Source organism: Arcticibacterium sp. SM2516, from assembly GCF_057914865.1.
In genome coordinates, this window is the sequence record NZ_CP195290.1 from 792,699 (window position 1) to 810,382 (window position 17,684).

Sequence of the window (17,684 nt, forward strand, 5' to 3'; positions counted from 1 at the left end):
TTTGAAATTAGAAGACTTAAGAGAAGGGATAAATAAGATTGACAGTCAGTTGCTCAAATTGTTAAATGAGCGTATGGACTATGTCAAAAAAGTAGGGGAGTTAAAACAACAAACCAATACCGTAATTTATAGACCTGAAAGAGAAAAGGAAATCATTACCAGACTTTCTGGTGAAAATGACGGGCTTTTGAATCCAAAGGCCATTGAAGCTATATTTTTAGAGATTTTTGCTACGGCAAGGAATATTGAATTGGCCGAAAAGATTGCCTATATGGGTCCTGAGGGTAGTTTTACCCACCAAGCTGCCGAAAGTAGATTTGGAGCCTTAGGAGATTATATTATGCTTCCTTCTATTAAGTCAGTTTTTGAAGCAGTGGATTCAGAAAGAGTTCGTTTCGGTGTAATTCCAATTGAGAATAATCAAGCGGGAATAGTTTACGAAACGGTCGATCTATTGAACGAAATGGATGTTCAGATTGTAGCTGAATTAAAGCTTTCCATCCATTTTGCTTTGGCATCCTCTGTAGATAAGTTGAAAGGCATCAAGCGAATTTATTCTAAAGACATTGCCTTTAGGCAATGTCGAAGTTTTTTGAATAAATATTTTGAACAACAGGAAATTGAAGAAATTCAAGTAGAATCAACGTCAAAAGCTGCAAAAATGGCAGCTGAAGACCCAGAAAGTGCCGCCATCTGTTCTGAAATAGCCGCCAAACTCTTTGGCTTACCTATGGTTTTTCAAAACATTGAAGATAATAGCAATAATAGAACGCGTTTCTTTATTCTTTCGAAGGAGTTTGAAAATCAACCAACAGATACGGATAAAACTACCCTTATAGCAAGGCTGAACAACACTGAATCGGCTGGAGTTTTGGCAGATTTTTTAAATGAATTCAAAAAGAATAAAATCAATATTACCAAAATAGAAAGTCGCCCTTATAAAGGCGATCAAGAGTTTAACTTTTGGTTCTTTATTGAAGTTGAAGGAAATTATAAGCAGAAGAACTTAGCAGAGGTCATTGCCAAATATGGTAAGGAAATTAAGGTCTTGGGTTCTTATGTGAAGAATATTTAGTCGTGTCATCACGACTAAATATTCTATTTTAAAACTGCTGCTGCAGCCAAAATATCCTTGTTAATCTGCTCTTTTAGCACTTTAATATCGGAGAATTTCATTTCTGTACGGATATAGCTTACCGTTTCCACTTTAAGATTTTCTCCGTATATATCGTCATCAAAATCCAAAATGTGGACTTCTTGGGTAATGCCAGTTCCTTCTACGGTAGGTCTGTTTCCTATGTTCATTACACCATTAAAGATTTGGTCTCTCAAATGTACTTTTACAGCATATACCCCAATCGCTGGAATTAACTTATACTTTTTGGAGACATTAATATTGGCGGTGGGGAATCCAATGGTTCTGCCCAACTGACGACCTTTTTTTACTAAGCCCTGAAAGGAGTAGTTTCTTCCTAAAAGTTCGTTAGCGGTCTTTATATCGCCTTTTTGTAAAGCAATTCTTATCTTAGTTGAGCTTATCGTAAGGCTGTCAATTTCTTGCCTTGGAATTTCTACAATATCAATTTTAAACCTTTCAGAATTAAGCTTTAGATAATCAAAACCACCTTCTCTATTTTTGCCAAATCTATGGTCGTAACCGATAACGAGGGTTTCCGTACCTATTCCAGATATGAGAATATCTTCAACGTATTTTTCGGAGCTTAACTCAGAGAATTCTCTGGTAAAAGGAAGAACTAAAAGGTGGTCAATCCCTAGAGAAGACAGCAGTTCAATTTTCTCGTCTAGATTCGATAGTAATCTAAGATTTTCTCTGTCTGGAGCCACCACCAGTCTAGGGTGAGGCCAAAAGGTGATAACCACGCTTTCCCCATTCGTTTCTTTTGCGGCTTGCAAAAGTCTAGCAATGATTTTTTGATGACCCATATGGACGCCATCAAAGGTTCCACTGGTTACTACGGCGTTTTTAAGAGGAGTAAATTCTTCTAAGCTTCTATAAACTTTCACGTATTGCTCTAATTTTTTCTGAGACGCTTATCACATCTTCTGCGTCTTCAACAGAGAAGTCCCCAATTTTGGTTCTTCTAAGACTTGATAAATGTGCTCCTGAGTGTAGCAGTTTCCCAAAATCGTTGGCCATACTTCTTATATATGTGCCTTTAGAACAAACTATTCTGAAAGAGATGACAGGGAAATCAGTGTCATCAATTTCAAATTCCTTTACATCTACTTGTCTTACTTTTAGTTTGATCTCTTCCCCTTTTCTAGCGGCATCATAGGCTCGTTGTCCTTTTACCTTTACGGCAGAAAAAATGGGAGGAGTCTGCTCAATGAGTCCTGTCATTTTTTTGACAGCTTCCTTTAAATCTTCTTTTGAAATGTGTTCTGTAGGGAATACTTCATCTATTTCAGTCTCTAAATCGTAAGATGGGGTTGTGCCGCCCAGCGTAAAGGTGCCAGTGTATTCCTTTTCTTGAGCCTGATATTTCTCGATTTCCTTTGTTTTTTTTCCTGTACAAAGTATTAGCAAGCCGGTGGCTAAGGGGTCAAGTGTACCAGCATGGCCCACCTTCTTATATTTACCAGCCCATCTTATCTTTTTTACAGCGTCAAAAGAAGTCCAAGTTAATGGTTTATCAATGAGTAATACAGTACCGTTTTCGTCGAAATAATCCATTAAATTTTCAAGTCGTAACCCATGGCCATCATGCCAAGAATTAGTAAGCCTAGTGCTATTCTATAGTAACCGAATACCTTAAATCCATATTTTTGAAGGAATTCAATAAAGAATTTGATAGCGGCCAAGGCCACAATAAATGCCACTACATTTCCTATCGCTAGAAGCTGAATTTCTTCGCTACTGAAAGATAAAGCACCGTCCATATAGCCTTTAAGCATTTTATAAGCTGATGCAGCAAACATGGTAGGTACGGCTAAAAAGAAGGAAAATTCAGCAGCAGATTTTCTGCTTAGTCCTTGTGTCATACCTCCAATGATAGAAGCCGCAGACCTAGATACACCAGGAATCATGGCAATACATTGGAAGAAACCAATTTTAAGGGCTGTTGGGTAGCTGACTTCCTCATGTTGGGGCTTTCCCTCAAATATTTTATCTATAAATACTAGGAAGATTCCTCCTAATAATAACATGACTGCTACGACAATAACATTTTCTAAAAGCATGTCGATATAGTCGTTCAGTAAAAAGCCAATAACGGCAGCGGGCAAAAATGCCACCAACAATTTATAGTAGAAATCTAAAGACTGAAGGAATCTTTTCCAGTACAGAACTATAACAGAAAGTATTGCTCCAAACTGGATATTTACTTCAAATATTTTTGTGAAATCTTGGTCGCCAATCCCCATAAGAGAAGAGGCTATTATCATGTGACCTGTGGAGCTTACAGGTAAATACTCCGTTATACCCTCTATAATTGCGAGGATGATAGCTTGAATAAAATCCATTATTATTTATGCTTTTTTCTTTAGTATGGCGTATAGTTCAATCATGAAACCACAAAAAACAATGATAGGTCCGAGTGTAATTCCTAAGAATCCGAAGCCAAATTCTTCTTTGTCTAATGTCATGATAATAAATCCAGTCAAAATTACTCCAATACCAATAAGCATAAAAAGAAAATTACTTTTCCCAAATGGTAAGTCTGCTGAAATGGAAGATGTTTTTCTATCTACTGTTTTTGCAGCTGGCTGCTCAGAAATAATATCTTTCTTAGTTGTTAGTTTTCTGTTCTTTGACATAAGGTCTGTTTATTAATATAAATCGTCTAAATCTACGTTTAAATATTTATTTATAGATTGGAAAGTACTTACTAGTCCAATTAAAGGGCCTAATATTAACATAATGGCAATGACATAAACCATCATAAGTTGGTTTTGAATCAAACTCAAGCCTTCCAGCTCGCTCAAGGCTAACTGTTGCGTGATCAATATCAAGACAGATGCTATAACCCCAGCAATTAAACCTTGCAAAAGGCCTTTGCTGATAAACGGTTTTTGAATAAATGCATTTGTTGCTCCAACCAGCTGCATGGTCCTTATGATAAAACGCTGTGAGTACAATGCTAGCTTTATGGTATTATTGATAAGTAGGATGGTAGCGATTAAGAAAATGAGGACAATGGAAGCTAAAATCAAATAGGCTTTATTGGCATTTTCTGTGATTCCGTTAACAAAGTCTTTGGCGTAATCTGCTTCATAAACACCAGGAATAGCTTCTATTTTTATTTTCAATATAGCCAACTCTCCCTCATTTAACAGTTCTTCCTTTACTTTCAAGTTGAATGCATCTCTGAAGGGGTTATCTCCTAAAATCTCTTCATAGCTTTCGTTGGTTTCTGCTAAGAAATTTTCTGCGGCAGTTTGGCTTGATATAAAACTTATAACACTACTATCGCCGCTTTTTTCTATTTCAGGAAATGCCATAAGAGCCATTTTAACAGAATCTATCTTGCTGGCATCTAGATTTCTATCAAGGTAAGCCTGAACTTCAATGTTCTGTTTGATATATTTTATGAGCTCTTTTGACGAAAACGCCACCCAGCCACAGAAACCTATAAGAAATAAGGCCACCGTCAAACTGACGGTAATTAGAATGCCAGGATAGCTACCAAGTTTTTTGTTTGATTTCATTTGCTCTAAAGGTTAAACAAAGATAATCTTGTTAATGGAAAAGAAAGAGTCGTTTAGGCTTTTTTAAGAATTTAAATTCTCTGCTTCAGCTTTCCATTCGGCAATATTCTCTGGAATGTTTTGCTCAATGATTTTAGTAACGATATCAATAATCTCTTCAAGCGGCTGGTCTTTATCGAAATAGATGGGTTGTTTGAACCTAACCTTCAGATTAGTATTCCTTTTTTTATAGCTCAGCCCGGTTTTGTTAAAAGCCCTTCTAAATCCATCAATAACCACCGGAACAATAACGGGGTTATTCTCTTTAATTAAGTGAGCTGTACCTTTTCTAATAGGAGCATAAGCCGTAGTAGTACCTTGCGGGAAGGTCACTACCCAGCCGTAGTCCAAACCCTTTTTTACATTATCAGCAGCAGAGGTGTCCACTTCTCGTTTAACATTTTGCCCTTCAGCACGCCACGAACGCTCCACCATAATGGCACCAGCCAAGCTAAAAAGTTTGGGTATAAGACCCGACTTCATGGTTTCTTTTGCGGCCACGTAAAAGGTTTTTCCTCTTGGAGAAAACAGGTAAAAAGGGTAAAGCTTATTATACATACCCCATTTAGCAGCAGAAAATATATGATAAAATGTGATGACGTCAGCAAAATACGTTTGATGATTGGAGATGAAAAGTACATTGTTGTTTGGCAGCTGCTTAAGGTAGTTGCCACCTTCAATGGTTAATTTATTAGCTACAGCCAGACGCCAATAAGTAGGCCAACCCGCTACAAAAATCACCAATCTCTTTAACAGTAAGGGGTAACCAAAAGGGTCAATCTGAAAAATGCCAAAAATGTCAATATAATTCAATATCCTGGCCATTGGTTTATCACCTATGGCCTTAAAGGGAAGGAAGTTTCTTAAGATTTTAAGCATATGATTTTTATATACCCCAAAATAGCAAAATAATTGGAGTAAAAACGCAGATTAGTTTCTGCGTTCTATTTCATCTCTAATTTTGGCAGCATTTTCATACTCCTCATTTTCTAGAGCTTCGTTAAGTTTTTGGTTAAGCTCACTCATTGTAAGGTCAGAAAGCAATTTGTTTCCTTGAACTTCCACCGTAATACTTCTTTGAGGCTTTTCTTTTGGTTTAGCGTCATCCTCTATATCTTCGGTATTTACCCCAGCTTCATCAAAGACACGCTTATTGGTGAAAATAGAGGCGTTAAACCTTAAAGCAATAGCAATGGCATCTGAAGGTCTTGCATCAATATTTTTTTGTCTTATACCGTCAGAACAAACTATTTTGGCATAAAACACACCATCCTGAATGTCTGTAATCAAAATCTCTTCTACGGTGAAGTCAAAGGAATTTGAAAATGACACGAAGAGGTCATGAGTTAAAGGTCTTTTAGATTCTATTTTTTCCAGTTCAATGGCAATAGCCTGAGCCTCAAACATTCCAATAATGATCGGCAGTCTTACGTTTCCGTTTTCTTCTCCCAAGATCATTGTAAATGAACCAGCCTGAACTTGGCTTGGAGAGATATCTAATATTTCTAGTTTTATTTTATCCACTTCACAAATATAAAAAGACTGTTTTAACCTTCCACAGAAACTGAAATTTCAAATTTAATTTTCTTTCCAGCTTTTAAAATGATAAGACCCTCTTCGTTATTAAAAGCATTTGTATTACAGGATTGCGGCTCAATAGCAATACAATCTCTACTGGCCGGGGTATGTAAAATGAAATAGTTAAGTTTATTTTTACCGGTCTTTTGAGAAACAATTAACTTCTTTTTCTTCCATCTAAGTTCTATCTCAGAAGTATTGCCTTCCTCTTCTATTCCATAAACATGGTCTAGAATGGTATTTTTAAGATTAATTACTTCAGCTCTTTGTATTTCAAACTCACTGGTTGGTATAAAGTTGTCTGATAGTTCTATCTTTTTCCTTTTCGGGGCTTTAACTGTCATTTCGCCAATGGCTTCTCCGTCAAAACCAAAGTATGGGTGCCATGCAAAACCTACCGGCATGTTCGTTTCACCTGTATTTATGCCCTCAGCAGTCAGTAGTAGCTTACCATCCTTAAGGCTGTACGTTAATATAAGTTCAAAAGGGAAGGGGTAACCCTCGTTATGACCTTCATAAATATATTTTGCCACCAGTTTACTGGCAGTATGGGAAACCAATTCAAAAGATTCAAACGCCACCAAACCATGAATGGCACTATGGCTCTCAACATCATTCTTTTCTAGTGTGTACGTTTTTTCTTCAAAAGTGTAAATGCCGTCTTTAATTCTGTTCGGGAACGGAAATAAAATGGCAGAAGGATATCCTTTTTTAGGGTCTTCTTCCTTTAAAGGGTATTTGATAACATCCACCTCATTTAAACGTAATCCCGTCACCGCTGCCCCGTTGAAAAGTTCAATTTCAACTTGGTCTCCTTTTTTATTCTTAAGTAGTAGCTTCGCCATGTAAATATTTTTGCGGTGCAAAAATAGAAATATTAGGCTTAAATAAACCTTAAAATCTTCTTAAAGACAGATAAGAATTGATATCACCTAGGTTAATATGCCCTTGGTTTCAGTCAAGCGGGGGTCAACGCTATAGAAATTAGCTTATTATAGGTAACCTTCAACACCAAGTCCAAATAATGCGAAATCATATTTTACAGGGTCTTTTGGGTCAAAGCCCTTTAAATTTTGAGTTAATTCGACGGCCATTCCCCAGTTTGGCTTCGGAGTTTCAATCAATCCTAGTTTCCTGCCAACGCGTTCCACATGCACATCACAAGGGCAAACCAACTGACTCGGAGATATTTTATCCCAAATACCAAAATCAACCCCCAAGTTATCTTTCCTAACCATCCATCTTAGATACATGTTTATTCTTTTACATGCAGACTTTTTCAAAGGAGAGGAAATGTGCTTTTGAGTTCTCAAGGGGAAATCTTCAAGGTCAAAAAAAACTTTTCTGAAGTTTATCAAGCCTTTCTCCACAGTAGTATCTTCTTTAAGAATGGGTGCAGAAAACGCTCCTTCTAAGCCATTATGGTTTTGGTATATGTTTCTTAAAGCCTCTATGAAATATAACGTGTCCGTGCCATTAAAAGTCCTATGTTTGAAGTTTTCAAACTTTCTTAAATCTGAATCCTGAAAGTTAAGAATGAACTCATACGGACTATTATCCATGAGGTTTAATAGCTCTGTACATTTGTTGATAATGGTTTTCCGTTGCCCCCAAGCTAGTATAGAAGCCAAGAAACCTGAGATTTCTATGTCCTCTTTTGTCGAAAAACGATGCGGAATACAAATAGGGTCATTTTCAATGAAACCCTTTTGATTGAAGAATGAGTACTTCTCTTCTAGTAAGGTCTTAAGTTCTTCAAAAGAAAGCATTATTTTTCAGAATCTTTGCCGTTAAGAACTTTAGCCAGAACGCTAGATATAGCAGAAAAGACAGATAAAAAAGCGGTTAATATATATGAAAACAGGGTGATAATGGGATAGAATAATCCAAAAATCACATTCCAAATCACCTTAACAACTTTGTTTTCTTTTTTCAATTATTAATTATTTGGGGCTACAAAATAGGCCACTTCGGCCCTAAACCTTATATCCTTAGGATTTAACTTATAAAAAGCGGAAGGGGAAAGTCTAACTACCGTATTGGTATTATTTCCAGTGTTTGGAAGTTTGCCAATAACCTTGACCACAACTCTATCTCCTGTAGCTTCGTTTTTCACGGTCATTAAAGAACCAAGCGGAGCTGTTCTATGAAGAGCAAGCATTTTATTAGAACTTCTGTCCGTTTCAATTAGCTCAGCAATACCAATCTCGCTTACTTTAGAACCCATTGGGGCATTGGATACTACAAACTTCTCTGGGGTTTTGTCGTCAGGGAATTTACTTGGCATCGAAGCTGCGATATGCTCTTCGTAGTTCTGTTTAGAAGTTCTGATGATTAAAGTTTGACCAGCGTTTATGTCATTTTCTTCAATTCTATTGACTTTCTTTAGCTTATCTATATCTACATTATATTTCTTACTAATACTATATAGTGTTTCCTGTGGCTGTACATGATGCACGGTGCTAATTTCTCCCGAACTCTCTGAAGAAGGGCTAGCAGAACGTTCACTAACAACAGATGGTAATGTACTCTCTATAGTATTTGAAGATTTATGGATTGGGAACTTTAGGATTTGGTTCACATAAATATTACTGCCGCCCCTTAAAGATGGATTTGCGATGTAAACTTCAACAGAGGAGCAATTATATTTTCTAAGTAAGCTGTAAAGTGTTTCATCCGCATTAACTTTGTGCTCAACAAAAGCTTTGTTAGTATCGTTTTGTGAAACGAGTGAGTCTGCCGGTGCAATTTTTGAGGCGTATACTTGGGAACCAAGTAATATGCCAATAGCAATTGTTATTATCTTTTTCATTTATTTATTAGGAAGCGTTATTGTAACAAATGTAAATAATTTATCCATTTAATGTGGATTAGAGGATTGAAAAAAACAAATCACGTATATTTAAAACTTTCAAATCACCTATAATATTGAAGATTCTAGGAATAATTCCAGCACGTTATGGTTCTACCCGATTTCCGGGTAAACCTTTAGTAGATGTTGGTGGTAAAACGTTGATACAGCGTGTTTATGAGCAAAGTCGCAAATCAGAGCTAATTAGCGATTTAGTGGTGGCCACAGATGATATTAGAATAAAAGACCATGTAGAGTCATTTGGTGGACAAGCTATCCTCACATCGGAGCTACATCCTAGTGGAACCGATCGTTGTGCTGAAGCGTACCTTAATATTAAACAGTCGAATGACTATGACTATATTTTGAATATTCAGGGAGATGAGCCATTCATCAGAACAGAGTTAATAGATGAGGTCATAGGTTTACTAGACTTTAAAACAGAAATAGCTACAGCGGTAAAGCAGATTAAAGATTTAGAGACGCTCCATGATCATAACGTAGTTAAAGCCGTTTTGACCATGAGAAAGCAAGCCTTGTATTTTAGCAGGCAAGCGATTCCATTTGTAAGAGATGTGCCCAAAGAAGATTGGCTGGAGCATTCAAAGTTTTATAAGCATATTGGCATATATGCTTTTAGAAATGATGTTTTGGAGCAAATAGTGAAATTACCGCTAAATATTTTGGAAAGTACCGAGAAGTTAGAGCAATTAAGATGGCTTGGGTATGGATACAAAATAATGGCGAAAGAGACAGATTATGATAGCATAGGTATTGACACGCCAGAAGATTTGAAAGGTTTAAGCTATAATTAGCAATAAAACCGTGGTTTTAGTCATTATTAATACCTAAAACCAAAGTTAAAAGAAGCCAAATTATGAATAATAGATACTCCATCCTGTGGGCGGATGATGAGATAGATTTACTGAAACCATACATCGTTTTTCTAGAAGGAAAAGGATATGACGTAACCCCAGTACCAAGTGGCTCAGATGCTTTAGATAAGGTTCAAGCAAATAATTATGATATAGTTTTCTTAGATGAAATGATGGCTGGTATGAGTGGTTTAGATACACTTGCCGAAATCAAGAAAATAAAGCCTTCCATTCCTTGTGTGATGATTACAAAATCTGAAGAGGAACATATCATGGAGGAAGCTATCGGCTCTAAAATAGCAGATTACCTTATTAAGCCTATTAACCCCAATCAAATCTTGATGTCGGTTAAAAAGCTTTTGGATAACAAAAGATTGGTATCTGAAAAGACCAATATGAGTTACTCTCAGGAGTTTAGAAATTTGGCAACACAATATAATGATAGAATAGACCATAATGAGTGGGCAGACATCTATAGGAAGTTGGTTTATTGGGAATTAGAGCTGGAGAAGTCTGCTGATAAATCTATGGAAGAGGTTTTTGAGATGCAGAAAATTGAGGCTAATAGCAAGTTTTCTCAGTTTGTGGAGGAAAATTATGAAGACTGGATCTGTGACCCAAATGTGGATAGGCCGGTGATGTCTCACCACTTAATGAAGAAAAATGTATTCCCATTATTAGAAGAAAATTCTCCATTATTCTTTATACTTATTGATAATTTCAGATATGACCAATGGCAAGTCATCAGAGATGTTATAACGGAATTTTTCACTGTAGAAACAGAAGAGACGTATTATTCTATCGTGCCTACGGCTACTTCTTATGCCAGAAATGCCATTTTTTCAGGAATGACTCCTTTGGAAATGTCTAAGAAGCATCCAGACTTATGGGTCAATGATGAAGGTGATAATGAAGATGGTTTGAATAAGAATGAGAAAGAGTTTATGGAAAGGCAGCTGAAGAAAGCCAACAAAAAGATCCGATTCTCTTATAATAAAATCATCACCAATGCTCACGGAAAGTCTTTGAATGACAATTTTAATAACTTGCTTCAAAACGACCTAAACTGTATCGTTTATAATTTTGTGGATATGCTGTCGCATGCTAGGACAGATTCTGTTATGATAAAACAGCTAGCCCCTGATGAGGCTGCGTATCGTTCTATCACTAAATCTTGGTTCGAGCATTCCAGTTTATTAGATTTGTTGAAAATGGTAGCTCATAATAAAGGAAGGGTTATTTTAACGACAGATCATGGGATGGTACGAGTTAAGAACGCTAAGAAAATAGTAGGAGATAGGAACGTAAATACCAATCTGAGATATAAGCAAGGTAAAAATCTTAATCTTACAGATAAGAAAGATCATGTGGTAGAAGTGAGGAGACCAGATGATTTCGGACTACCGAGTCCTAATGTTTCTACTTCTTATTTCTTCGCTACAGATGATCACTTCTTTGCTTATCCTAATAACTTTAATTATTATGTTAGTCATTATAAAGATACATTCCAGCATGGCGGTATCTCGATGGAAGAAATGATTATCCCTTGTGTTTATTTAAAGTCTAAGTAATGCGTTTAATTCCCGTACTAGTGGTTTTATTTATTGGTCTTCAAACTAAGGCACAAGAGGTAGATAAAGGCTCCTGGTACGGGCATTTAGTTATAGGGTCGGCGGTTGGTGATTATAAGGATTATCTTGAAAATTATGGCGTAAAGAAGACCAAAGTAGGTTTGGATTTTGGCTATTTATTTAACATTCAAAAGAAATCGAAGGTAAATTCACCTATGCAAATAGGAGCGGAGATAGGCTTTATGCCTTTAGGCACAGACAATGTCAGTAGCCAAGTGGGTGGGAATTTCACACATGCTCATCGCTCTTTTAGGTTTAATGGACTCGCTAGGTATAGACCTATTCTCTCTGCAAGTGCAGTAAATCCCTTTTTTGACCTTTTCTTTGGGCCGGAATTAGTAACTTCAAGAGTGTCTGAAATATTATCTTCTGACGAAACTGTCAATGTTTTGTCCTATGCTAAATGGACTAAGAATTATGGTGTTGGCGGAGGCCTTGGTTTTAAAAATGAAAATAGAAATGGTCAGCTGAGGTATATTGATATAGGTTTATATTATAAGTACTCAGAGAAAGTAAGGAGTATAAGAAGAAACTCCTTCTTTATATTATCTGACGGTAGCACAGGTTATGAAGAAACCATTGTTAAGCCTACCACCATTCAAATAAAATTAGGACTTACAGGTTTTCTGTAAGGTCGCTTAAAGTCCCTTTGTCGCAATAGACCGTTCTTCTCGGGAATCTTTCAATCAATTCTAAATCATGTGTGGCCATTAAAACGGCGGTACCTGAATCTTGATTTATTTTGAGGAACAGTTTTAATATTTCCAAAGACTTTTCTGGATCCAAATTTCCCGTAGGCTCATCGGCCATGATTACTTTGGGGTTATTTAATAATGCCCTAGCAATGGCGATACGCTGCTGCTCTCCGCCAGAAAGCTGATGCGGCATTTTACTTAGAATATCTGGAAGTCCCACTTGAACTAACACTTCTACAATCCTCGTGTTGATGGCGGACTTATCTTTCCAGCCCATAGCTTTTAAGAAAAACTCTAAGTTGTGTTTGATGCTCCTGTCGGTAAGTAATTGAAAATCCTGAAATACTATTCCTATCTGACGCCTTAGCATCGGTATTTCCTTTTTGGTTATTTCATGAAGATTATAACCCGCTACTGAGGCTTTACCTTTTTCAAGCCATAATTCAGCGTATAATGTTTTAAGCAATGAAGATTTACCGCTTCCGGTCTTGCCGATCATAAAAATGAACTCGCCATCTTTTACATTCAAATTTACATCAGACAGAATTAGATTGTCTTTTTGATAGATGTCGGCATTGCTTACTGATATAACCATAAAGAAGGTTCAAGTTTAATAAACACAAAGATAATCTTTGGTATCTATTTCTTGAACCTTCTTAGAATAATGTTATAAATACTATCCGTTTACTTTAGCGTGGTCAGCTAAGAATGTAGCTAAACCGCTATCTGTAAGTGGGTGTTTTAATAATGCTAATATGGCAGATAATGGGCCTGTCATAACATCAGCACCTATTTTAGCACATTCTAGAATGTGTATAGAGTGACGAACCGATGCTGCTAATATTTGAGTAGGGTAGCCGTAGTTATCGTAGATAGTTCTGATATCATCAATTAACTGAAGACCATCTGAAGAAATATCATCTAATCTACCAATAAAAGGAGAAACATAAGTAGCACCTGCTTTGGCAGCCAAAAGAGCCTGACCTGCAGAGAATACTAAGGTACAGTTGGTTCTAATTCCTTTTTCAGAGAAATACTTAATCGCTTTAATTCCGTCCTTAATCATCGGAACTTTAACCACTATTTGGTCGCTGATTTTAACTAATTCTTCTCCCTCCCTTACTATGCCTTCAAAATCCGTAGAGATAACTTCTGCACTTACATCACCATCTACAATATCACAAATGGCTTTGTAATGATTTTTAACATTTTCTGCTCCACCTATGCCTTCTTTGGCCATTAGGGAAGGGTTGGTAGTTACGCCATCTAGAACACCTAGGTCTTGGGCTTCTTGAATATCCTTTAAGCTTGCGGTATCAACGAAAAATTTCATTTTTAATGTAGAGTAAGGGTAAAAAAAAATGGCAAATTCACCGCTACGACCACCTACCCTTGCTGCCTTCCGGCCCTGGGGGTTTCAGCAGGAGCTGGTAATTTGCCGTCACAAAAGTAGTAGTTTCTGTTTTTCTCCCCAATGATTCTGCATTTAATTTTAAAAAAATATTAAGAGATCATTTAAAAGGCTTTGTGGTCAGTAGACTAGGCAATGATATATATATAAGTATAGCAATATGCTTCTAACAAATAACTAAATTCACGACCGAAAAGAACAATGATATGAACCTGAAAAATATAATACTCTGGCTTACAGTTATATTAATGATACTTTCTGCCGCTGTGCAGTTAAATGATCCAGATCCGTTTACTTGGATTTTGGCTTATTTGTTTGTGGCATTTTTAGGTTTTAAGAAAATTAAAGGAAGAAAGGATGCTTACTGGATGCCGGCATTGGTCTATCTTTTTTGGGGTTTAAATCAGTTTCCACCTGAGTGGGAAGGCGTGCTTTTAAATCAAGTAGGAATGAAAACTTTAAATATTGAACTCGGAAGAGAGTCGCTTGGTCTTATAATATGTGCTTTATTTTTAACGCTTTATAGTTTTATTGACAAGAAATGAAAAACCTTCTATTAATTGTTTTCCAGTTTGTGTTTCTCACAGGCTTTTCTCAATGGAAAAAAAACGATAAGACTTCAAGCCCACTTGGCGTTGAAAATAAATTAGAGTTTGATGCCGAATTTGCCAGTGATGATGCTGGTAATACTTATTACTGTTGGACTGATTTCCGAAATGGGAAAGGTGAGTTATTTGCACAAAAGCTCAATAGATTTGGTGTGCCTCAATGGAAAACCAATGGCGTAAAAGTAGGAACGGTGGTAGACGCGGTTAACTACACTTTAACTTTAAAGAGTATCTACCCTTTAAGTAATGGCAATGTATTTATTGCATGGCATAAGGTGGTAAATGTGAATTCTACCGATCAAAAAGAAGTGAAGTATAACATTATTTCAAAAGAAGGTGAGGTACTAAAGGCTGATTTTGCAAAAATTAATGTGGATAGAGCCATCACCAATGCTGATGTTACCTTAGGTACGCTGGCTGTTACGGAAACCCCAGAAAGTAAAATTAGGGTCGTATTTAACACGGGAACTGGTACTGGAGCAAATTCGATTGTTGGTGTTGATATGAACCAAGAAGGGCTTATTGCCGATAATTGGTTTTTCGTTGATGAATCATATATGCAGGGTTCAAAAGTGGTTTTCGACGAAAAGAACATGAGAATGATTGTTCTTATGAATAGAGGATTCGGCAGTTATGATCTGTCGAGTTATGATAGCAATAAAAATTTGTTATTCTCCAATAGTAATTTCCTGAAAAATCCTTTTACCGGAGATTCCAGATTTGATGATTTTACCGTTGTGAAGGGTCAGGTGATCATTGGTAGAACATTGACTGGCAATGCAGGCCGGAAGGTTATTGCTCATAGATTAGATGAAAGCCTAAAAAGTATTTGGGGAGAAGGAGGGGTTGTTTTAGGTTCCGGAACTGGTTTTGATATCCATGCCAGTTTAAACGATGATGGTGGCGGCTCTGTGGCTTGGATAGAACCAAATAGTTCCAATAGAATGATGGCGGCTAGGTTCACTTCCAATGGAACTGTTTTATGGGAAAAACCCATATACATAGGTCAAAATGGCAAAAGTTATTTCACCCCAAATAAGTATGCATCGGATGGCAAAAATGGTTTGTATAGTCTTTGGTTTACCACGAAGGCTGGTGGAACGTTTAATTTATCGCTTCAGCATATAGATGGAAACGGTAATCAAGTTTGGGGGCAAGAAGGTTTACAAATAGAACAATTTAATTGGTTTGGTGTATATCGAGTTTTTCCACATGTTTCTGGAGGGGTAATTGCCCTGTATTCTGGAACTACAAACTCAGATATTAATGCCAATGATACCTATAACCTCTTCACCAATTATATTTCAGCTTCTGGGGAGTTTGGCTTAGACCAGAAATTAAATGCATCCTTGGCCAAGTCTGTTTATTGCGTCAACGATACCCTCGTAGCCAATCTAGAAGCAGGTAAATACAAGGCCACAGTTACGGTCAATGGTGTGGTTTATACTTTAATTCAGGATAATACAGATCATAGGAAATTTGCTTTAGTGCCGGCCTTAGTTGATGGTTCTTATGAAGTTGTATTTACGAATGAGGCCAACGTATCTTCTGACCCTATTCCATTTTCAATTAGAAGCCTTTCGCAGCCATCTTTGTCGGGTGATGTTTTAGAGAAATGTTTAGAAACCGACAATGCTTTAACTTTAAAAGGAGCTTGCGAGGCTGGTCAAGTAAATTGGTCTACCAATGCGAGCACCTCATCCATTTTAGTTTCGCCGAAGACAACAACAGTTTACACCGCATCTTGTCGTTTAGCGGGTTGCTCAAACAGTCCACAAGGCCAAATAGAAGTCAAAGTACTTTCTGTAAATGCTACGGCTAGCAATGCTGGACCTTATTTTGAGGGAGAAACAGCAAAGTTAAGTGGTTCTGGGGAGGGTACTTACGCATGGTCTGGTCCGAATAATTTTGTTTCTACGGAGAAAAACCCATCGATAGAAAATAGCTCTATTTTAAACGCCGGGGTGTACCAATTAATTGTTACGAACACTTTAGGTTGTAGTATATCTGTGACCACTACCTTGGTTATTAATAAAGTATTGTCAACGGAAAACCCTTCCAGTTTAGGTTTGAAAATATATCCTAATCCTTCACATGAGTTTCTTAAATATCCAGAGAGTTTTCAAATAAAAGATGTCTCTGCCATTTCAGTAAATGGAGAGCAGTCAAAACTGTACTTTGATAAAACACAGAGAATTATCAAAATATCAGAATTGGCGGCAGGGGCTTACATATTGAGAATCCAAAATGAAGAAAATGTTTTTTCATTCTCTAGATTTATAAAGCTATAAATGCTTTAAAGAATAATTCTATCGAGAAATTTTTCTGTTTCAGATTGAACGTGTGCTAGATCATCAGACATCACCCATGATGCAATAACGTGATTATTAGCATCAGGGAAAGCCATTTTAGTTTTGTCCTTGCTGCCTAGTTGGTCAAACATCTCTAGCATGGCAGGTACAGAAACCACTTGGTCTTGATGTTCTTCGTCTTTGTAATAATAGCCCATAAATACGGGGCATTTTACTTTCTCAAAGGTCTCCTTGGTCATGGCAGTGGTTAGGAAGTTTTGCAAAGCCACCACGCCTTCTAGCCTGTAATGTATGCTCCAATATGGAGGCTGATGCTCATTTTTGGGTTCAATATCATTAAATGGTTTCCCTTGAACCATTTCTGCTAGTTTTAGGCCCCATGGATTATCTAATAATTCGGCAGAAGGGTCATAAATCTTAATGCAAGGAGAGTAAAGGACTATAGCCTGAATTTCGGGATGTTTTGATGCCAAATAGGTAGTAAGTGCTCCACCTGCCGAGGTTCCAACGAGAATAACTTTTTGCCCTATTTTTTTTCCAATTGCCAAGGCCTCTTCCGCAGATTTCAAATAATCGTCCGTGTTCATATTAGCCATAGTTTCATCTCCTAAGTCTATGCCGTGTTCAGAGAGTCTGGCTTTAAACAAATTTGCTCCATATTTTTTTGCCAAATTTTCGTGAACTGGTGCTCCTTCTTCATGAGAAGCAGAGAAGCCATGAATATAGACAATGGCATATGGCGTGATGGTCTTCAAAGAATCATTTTCCCAGACAAATTCGGCTTGGTTATTCTCTTTTATGCCATTGATTTCGGACTCTCTTTGTTGGATATAACTTTCTAAGTCGTCAAGATTGTCAGGAATTTGGAAATGGTATTCCGCAGACAAATTAGGGGCGTCTGGTTTAGGACCAGATTGATAAAAAATAAAGCCAACGGCGATTAGGATAAAACTAGTAATTAGCGTGCTTTTCATTTTAGGGTTTATTGTTGAATTATAAAATCAGACTAAGATAAG

General features: G+C 37.0%; 20 protein-coding genes. 6 read left to right on the forward strand and 14 right to left on the reverse strand.

The window, feature by feature from the left end; genetic code table 11:
- Position 1 precedes the first annotated feature (1 nt).
- Positions 2-1,075 carry a prephenate dehydratase gene (pheA, locus tag ACSBFT_RS03350; RefSeq protein ID WP_489604861.1) on the forward strand — a complete coding sequence of 358 codons (1,074 nt, stop codon included), beginning with the start codon at positions 2-4 and terminating at the stop codon, positions 1,073-1,075.
- Between the two features lie 23 nt (positions 1,076-1,098).
- Here pheA and ACSBFT_RS03355 read toward each other — a convergent pair whose 3' ends face one another.
- The 11 genes from ACSBFT_RS03355 to ACSBFT_RS03405 form a co-directional block, all read right to left on the reverse strand.
- On the reverse strand, positions 1,099-2,025 hold the full coding sequence (locus tag ACSBFT_RS03355) for a bifunctional riboflavin kinase/FAD synthetase (protein WP_463048936.1): 927 nt from the start codon (positions 2,023-2,025) through the stop codon (positions 1,099-1,101).
- Positions 2,012-2,695, reverse strand: coding sequence for a tRNA pseudouridine(55) synthase TruB (gene truB / locus ACSBFT_RS03360; RefSeq protein ID WP_463048935.1), 684 nt, complete (start codon positions 2,693-2,695; stop codon positions 2,012-2,014). The genes ACSBFT_RS03355 and truB overlap by 14 nt, the downstream gene beginning before the upstream one ends.
- Positions 2,695-3,483 carry an undecaprenyl-diphosphate phosphatase gene (locus tag ACSBFT_RS03365; RefSeq protein ID WP_463048934.1) on the reverse strand — a complete coding sequence of 263 codons (789 nt, stop codon included), beginning with the start codon at positions 3,481-3,483 and terminating at the stop codon, positions 2,695-2,697. Before ACSBFT_RS03365 ends, truB begins: the two co-directional genes overlap by 1 nt.
- A 6-nt stretch (positions 3,484-3,489) precedes the next feature.
- A complete protein-coding gene (locus ACSBFT_RS03370) occupies positions 3,490-3,777 on the reverse strand; it encodes a DUF3098 domain-containing protein (RefSeq protein ID WP_489603462.1) in 288 nt (95 codons plus the stop codon).
- Between the two features lie 12 nt (positions 3,778-3,789).
- The gene (locus ACSBFT_RS03375; protein ID WP_463048932.1) at positions 3,790-4,668 is read right to left on the reverse strand and encodes a cell division protein FtsX; all 879 of its coding nucleotides are present in this window, start codon (positions 4,666-4,668) and stop codon (positions 3,790-3,792) included.
- Positions 4,669-4,731: 63 nt separating this feature from the next.
- Positions 4,732-5,586: a lysophospholipid acyltransferase family protein gene (locus ACSBFT_RS03380; RefSeq protein WP_463048931.1), complete on the reverse strand. Its 855-nt coding sequence runs from the start codon at positions 5,584-5,586 to the stop codon at positions 4,732-4,734.
- A 51-nt stretch (positions 5,587-5,637) separates the two neighbouring features.
- Positions 5,638-6,231, reverse strand: a complete 594-nt coding sequence (locus ACSBFT_RS03385) for a bifunctional nuclease family protein (protein WP_463048930.1) — start codon at positions 6,229-6,231, stop codon at positions 5,638-5,640.
- Positions 6,232-6,254: 23 nt separating this feature from the next.
- Complete coding sequence (locus tag ACSBFT_RS03390; protein ID WP_489603464.1) at positions 6,255-7,130, reverse strand: aldose 1-epimerase; 876 nt, start codon at positions 7,128-7,130, stop codon at positions 6,255-6,257.
- A gap of 147 nt (positions 7,131-7,277) precedes the next feature.
- On the reverse strand, positions 7,278-8,054 hold the full coding sequence (locus ACSBFT_RS03395) for a TIGR02757 family protein (protein ID WP_489603466.1): 777 nt from the start codon (positions 8,052-8,054) through the stop codon (positions 7,278-7,280).
- The gene (locus ACSBFT_RS03400) at positions 8,054-8,221 is read right to left on the reverse strand and encodes a hypothetical protein (RefSeq protein WP_463048075.1); all 168 of its coding nucleotides are present in this window, start codon (positions 8,219-8,221) and stop codon (positions 8,054-8,056) included. Before ACSBFT_RS03400 ends, ACSBFT_RS03395 begins: the two co-directional genes overlap by 1 nt.
- Positions 8,222-8,224: 3 nt before the next feature.
- Positions 8,225-9,097 carry a LysM peptidoglycan-binding domain-containing protein gene (locus tag ACSBFT_RS03405; protein WP_489603467.1) on the reverse strand — a complete coding sequence of 291 codons (873 nt, stop codon included), beginning with the start codon at positions 9,095-9,097 and terminating at the stop codon, positions 8,225-8,227.
- A 116-nt stretch (positions 9,098-9,213) separates the two neighbouring features.
- On the opposite strand from ACSBFT_RS03405, the gene kdsB reads away from it, so the two are divergent.
- From kdsB to ACSBFT_RS03420, 3 genes are all read left to right on the forward strand, one after another.
- Positions 9,214-9,951, forward strand: coding sequence for a 3-deoxy-manno-octulosonate cytidylyltransferase (gene kdsB / locus ACSBFT_RS03410; protein WP_489603469.1), 738 nt, complete (start codon positions 9,214-9,216; stop codon positions 9,949-9,951).
- A gap of 62 nt (positions 9,952-10,013) precedes the next feature.
- Complete coding sequence (porX, locus tag ACSBFT_RS03415) at positions 10,014-11,582, forward strand: T9SS response regulator signal transducer PorX (protein WP_463048071.1); 1,569 nt, start codon at positions 10,014-10,016, stop codon at positions 11,580-11,582.
- Complete coding sequence (locus ACSBFT_RS03420) at positions 11,582-12,274, forward strand: hypothetical protein (protein ID WP_489603470.1); 693 nt, start codon at positions 11,582-11,584, stop codon at positions 12,272-12,274. The genes porX and ACSBFT_RS03420 overlap by 1 nt, the downstream gene beginning before the upstream one ends.
- Here the strand turns inward: ACSBFT_RS03420 and ACSBFT_RS03425 are convergent.
- The gene (locus ACSBFT_RS03425; RefSeq protein WP_489603472.1) at positions 12,258-12,932 is read right to left on the reverse strand and encodes a cell division ATP-binding protein FtsE; all 675 of its coding nucleotides are present in this window, start codon (positions 12,930-12,932) and stop codon (positions 12,258-12,260) included. The genes ACSBFT_RS03420 and ACSBFT_RS03425 overlap by 17 nt on opposite strands.
- Positions 12,933-13,013: 81 nt before the next feature.
- Entirely contained in the window at positions 13,014-13,670 is a 657-nt protein-coding gene (fsa, locus tag ACSBFT_RS03430) for a fructose-6-phosphate aldolase (protein WP_463048067.1), read from the reverse strand.
- Positions 13,671-13,954: 284 nt separating this feature from the next.
- Between fsa and ACSBFT_RS03435 the strand changes: the two genes are divergently transcribed.
- Together ACSBFT_RS03435 and ACSBFT_RS03440 are read left to right on the forward strand one after the other, a co-directional pair.
- Complete coding sequence (locus tag ACSBFT_RS03435) at positions 13,955-14,293, forward strand: transmembrane 220 family protein (protein WP_463048066.1); 339 nt, start codon at positions 13,955-13,957, stop codon at positions 14,291-14,293.
- On the forward strand, positions 14,290-16,647 hold the full coding sequence (locus ACSBFT_RS03440) for a T9SS type A sorting domain-containing protein (protein WP_489603474.1): 2,358 nt from the start codon (positions 14,290-14,292) through the stop codon (positions 16,645-16,647). The genes ACSBFT_RS03435 and ACSBFT_RS03440 overlap by 4 nt, the downstream gene beginning before the upstream one ends.
- 5 nt (positions 16,648-16,652) lie before the next feature.
- Here the strand turns inward: ACSBFT_RS03440 and ACSBFT_RS03445 are convergent, their stop codons facing one another.
- Positions 16,653-17,642, reverse strand: coding sequence for an alpha/beta hydrolase (locus tag ACSBFT_RS03445; RefSeq protein WP_489603475.1), 990 nt, complete (start codon positions 17,640-17,642; stop codon positions 16,653-16,655).
- Positions 17,643-17,684 lie beyond the last annotated feature (42 nt).

Bases quoted from the DNA above. Each gene is read 5' to 3' on its own strand.
- ACSBFT_RS03390 (WP_489603464.1), bottom strand. From the start codon at position 7,130: ATGGCGAAGCTACTACTTAAGAATAAAAAAGGAGACCAAGTTGAAATT.
- ACSBFT_RS03440 (WP_489603474.1), top strand. From the start codon at position 14,290: ATGAAAAACCTTCTATTAATTGTTTTCCAGTTTGTGTTTCTCACAGGC.
- ACSBFT_RS03380 (WP_463048931.1), bottom strand. From the start codon at position 5,586: ATGCTTAAAATCTTAAGAAACTTCCTTCCCTTTAAGGCCATAGGTGAT.
- ACSBFT_RS03365 (WP_463048934.1), bottom strand. From the start codon at position 3,483: ATGGATTTTATTCAAGCTATCATCCTCGCAATTATAGAGGGTATAACG.
- ACSBFT_RS03425 (WP_489603472.1), bottom strand. From the start codon at position 12,932: ATGGTTATATCAGTAAGCAATGCCGACATCTATCAAAAAGACAATCTA.
- ACSBFT_RS03370 (WP_489603462.1), bottom strand. From the start codon at position 3,777: ATGTCAAAGAACAGAAAACTAACAACTAAGAAAGATATTATTTCTGAG.
- porX (WP_463048071.1), top strand. From the start codon at position 10,014: ATGAATAATAGATACTCCATCCTGTGGGCGGATGATGAGATAGATTTA.
- ACSBFT_RS03375 (WP_463048932.1), bottom strand. From the start codon at position 4,668: ATGAAATCAAACAAAAAACTTGGTAGCTATCCTGGCATTCTAATTACC.
- ACSBFT_RS03420 (WP_489603470.1), top strand. From the start codon at position 11,582: ATGCGTTTAATTCCCGTACTAGTGGTTTTATTTATTGGTCTTCAAACT.
- ACSBFT_RS03445 (WP_489603475.1), bottom strand. From the start codon at position 17,642: ATGAAAAGCACGCTAATTACTAGTTTTATCCTAATCGCCGTTGGCTTT.
- ACSBFT_RS03395 (WP_489603466.1), bottom strand. From the start codon at position 8,054: ATGCTTTCTTTTGAAGAACTTAAGACCTTACTAGAAGAGAAGTACTCA.
- truB (WP_463048935.1), bottom strand. From the start codon at position 2,695: ATGGATTATTTCGACGAAAACGGTACTGTATTACTCATTGATAAACCA.
- fsa (WP_463048067.1), bottom strand. From the start codon at position 13,670: ATGAAATTTTTCGTTGATACCGCAAGCTTAAAGGATATTCAAGAAGCC.
- ACSBFT_RS03405 (WP_489603467.1), bottom strand. From the start codon at position 9,097: ATGAAAAAGATAATAACAATTGCTATTGGCATATTACTTGGTTCCCAA.
- ACSBFT_RS03435 (WP_463048066.1), top strand. From the start codon at position 13,955: ATGAACCTGAAAAATATAATACTCTGGCTTACAGTTATATTAATGATA.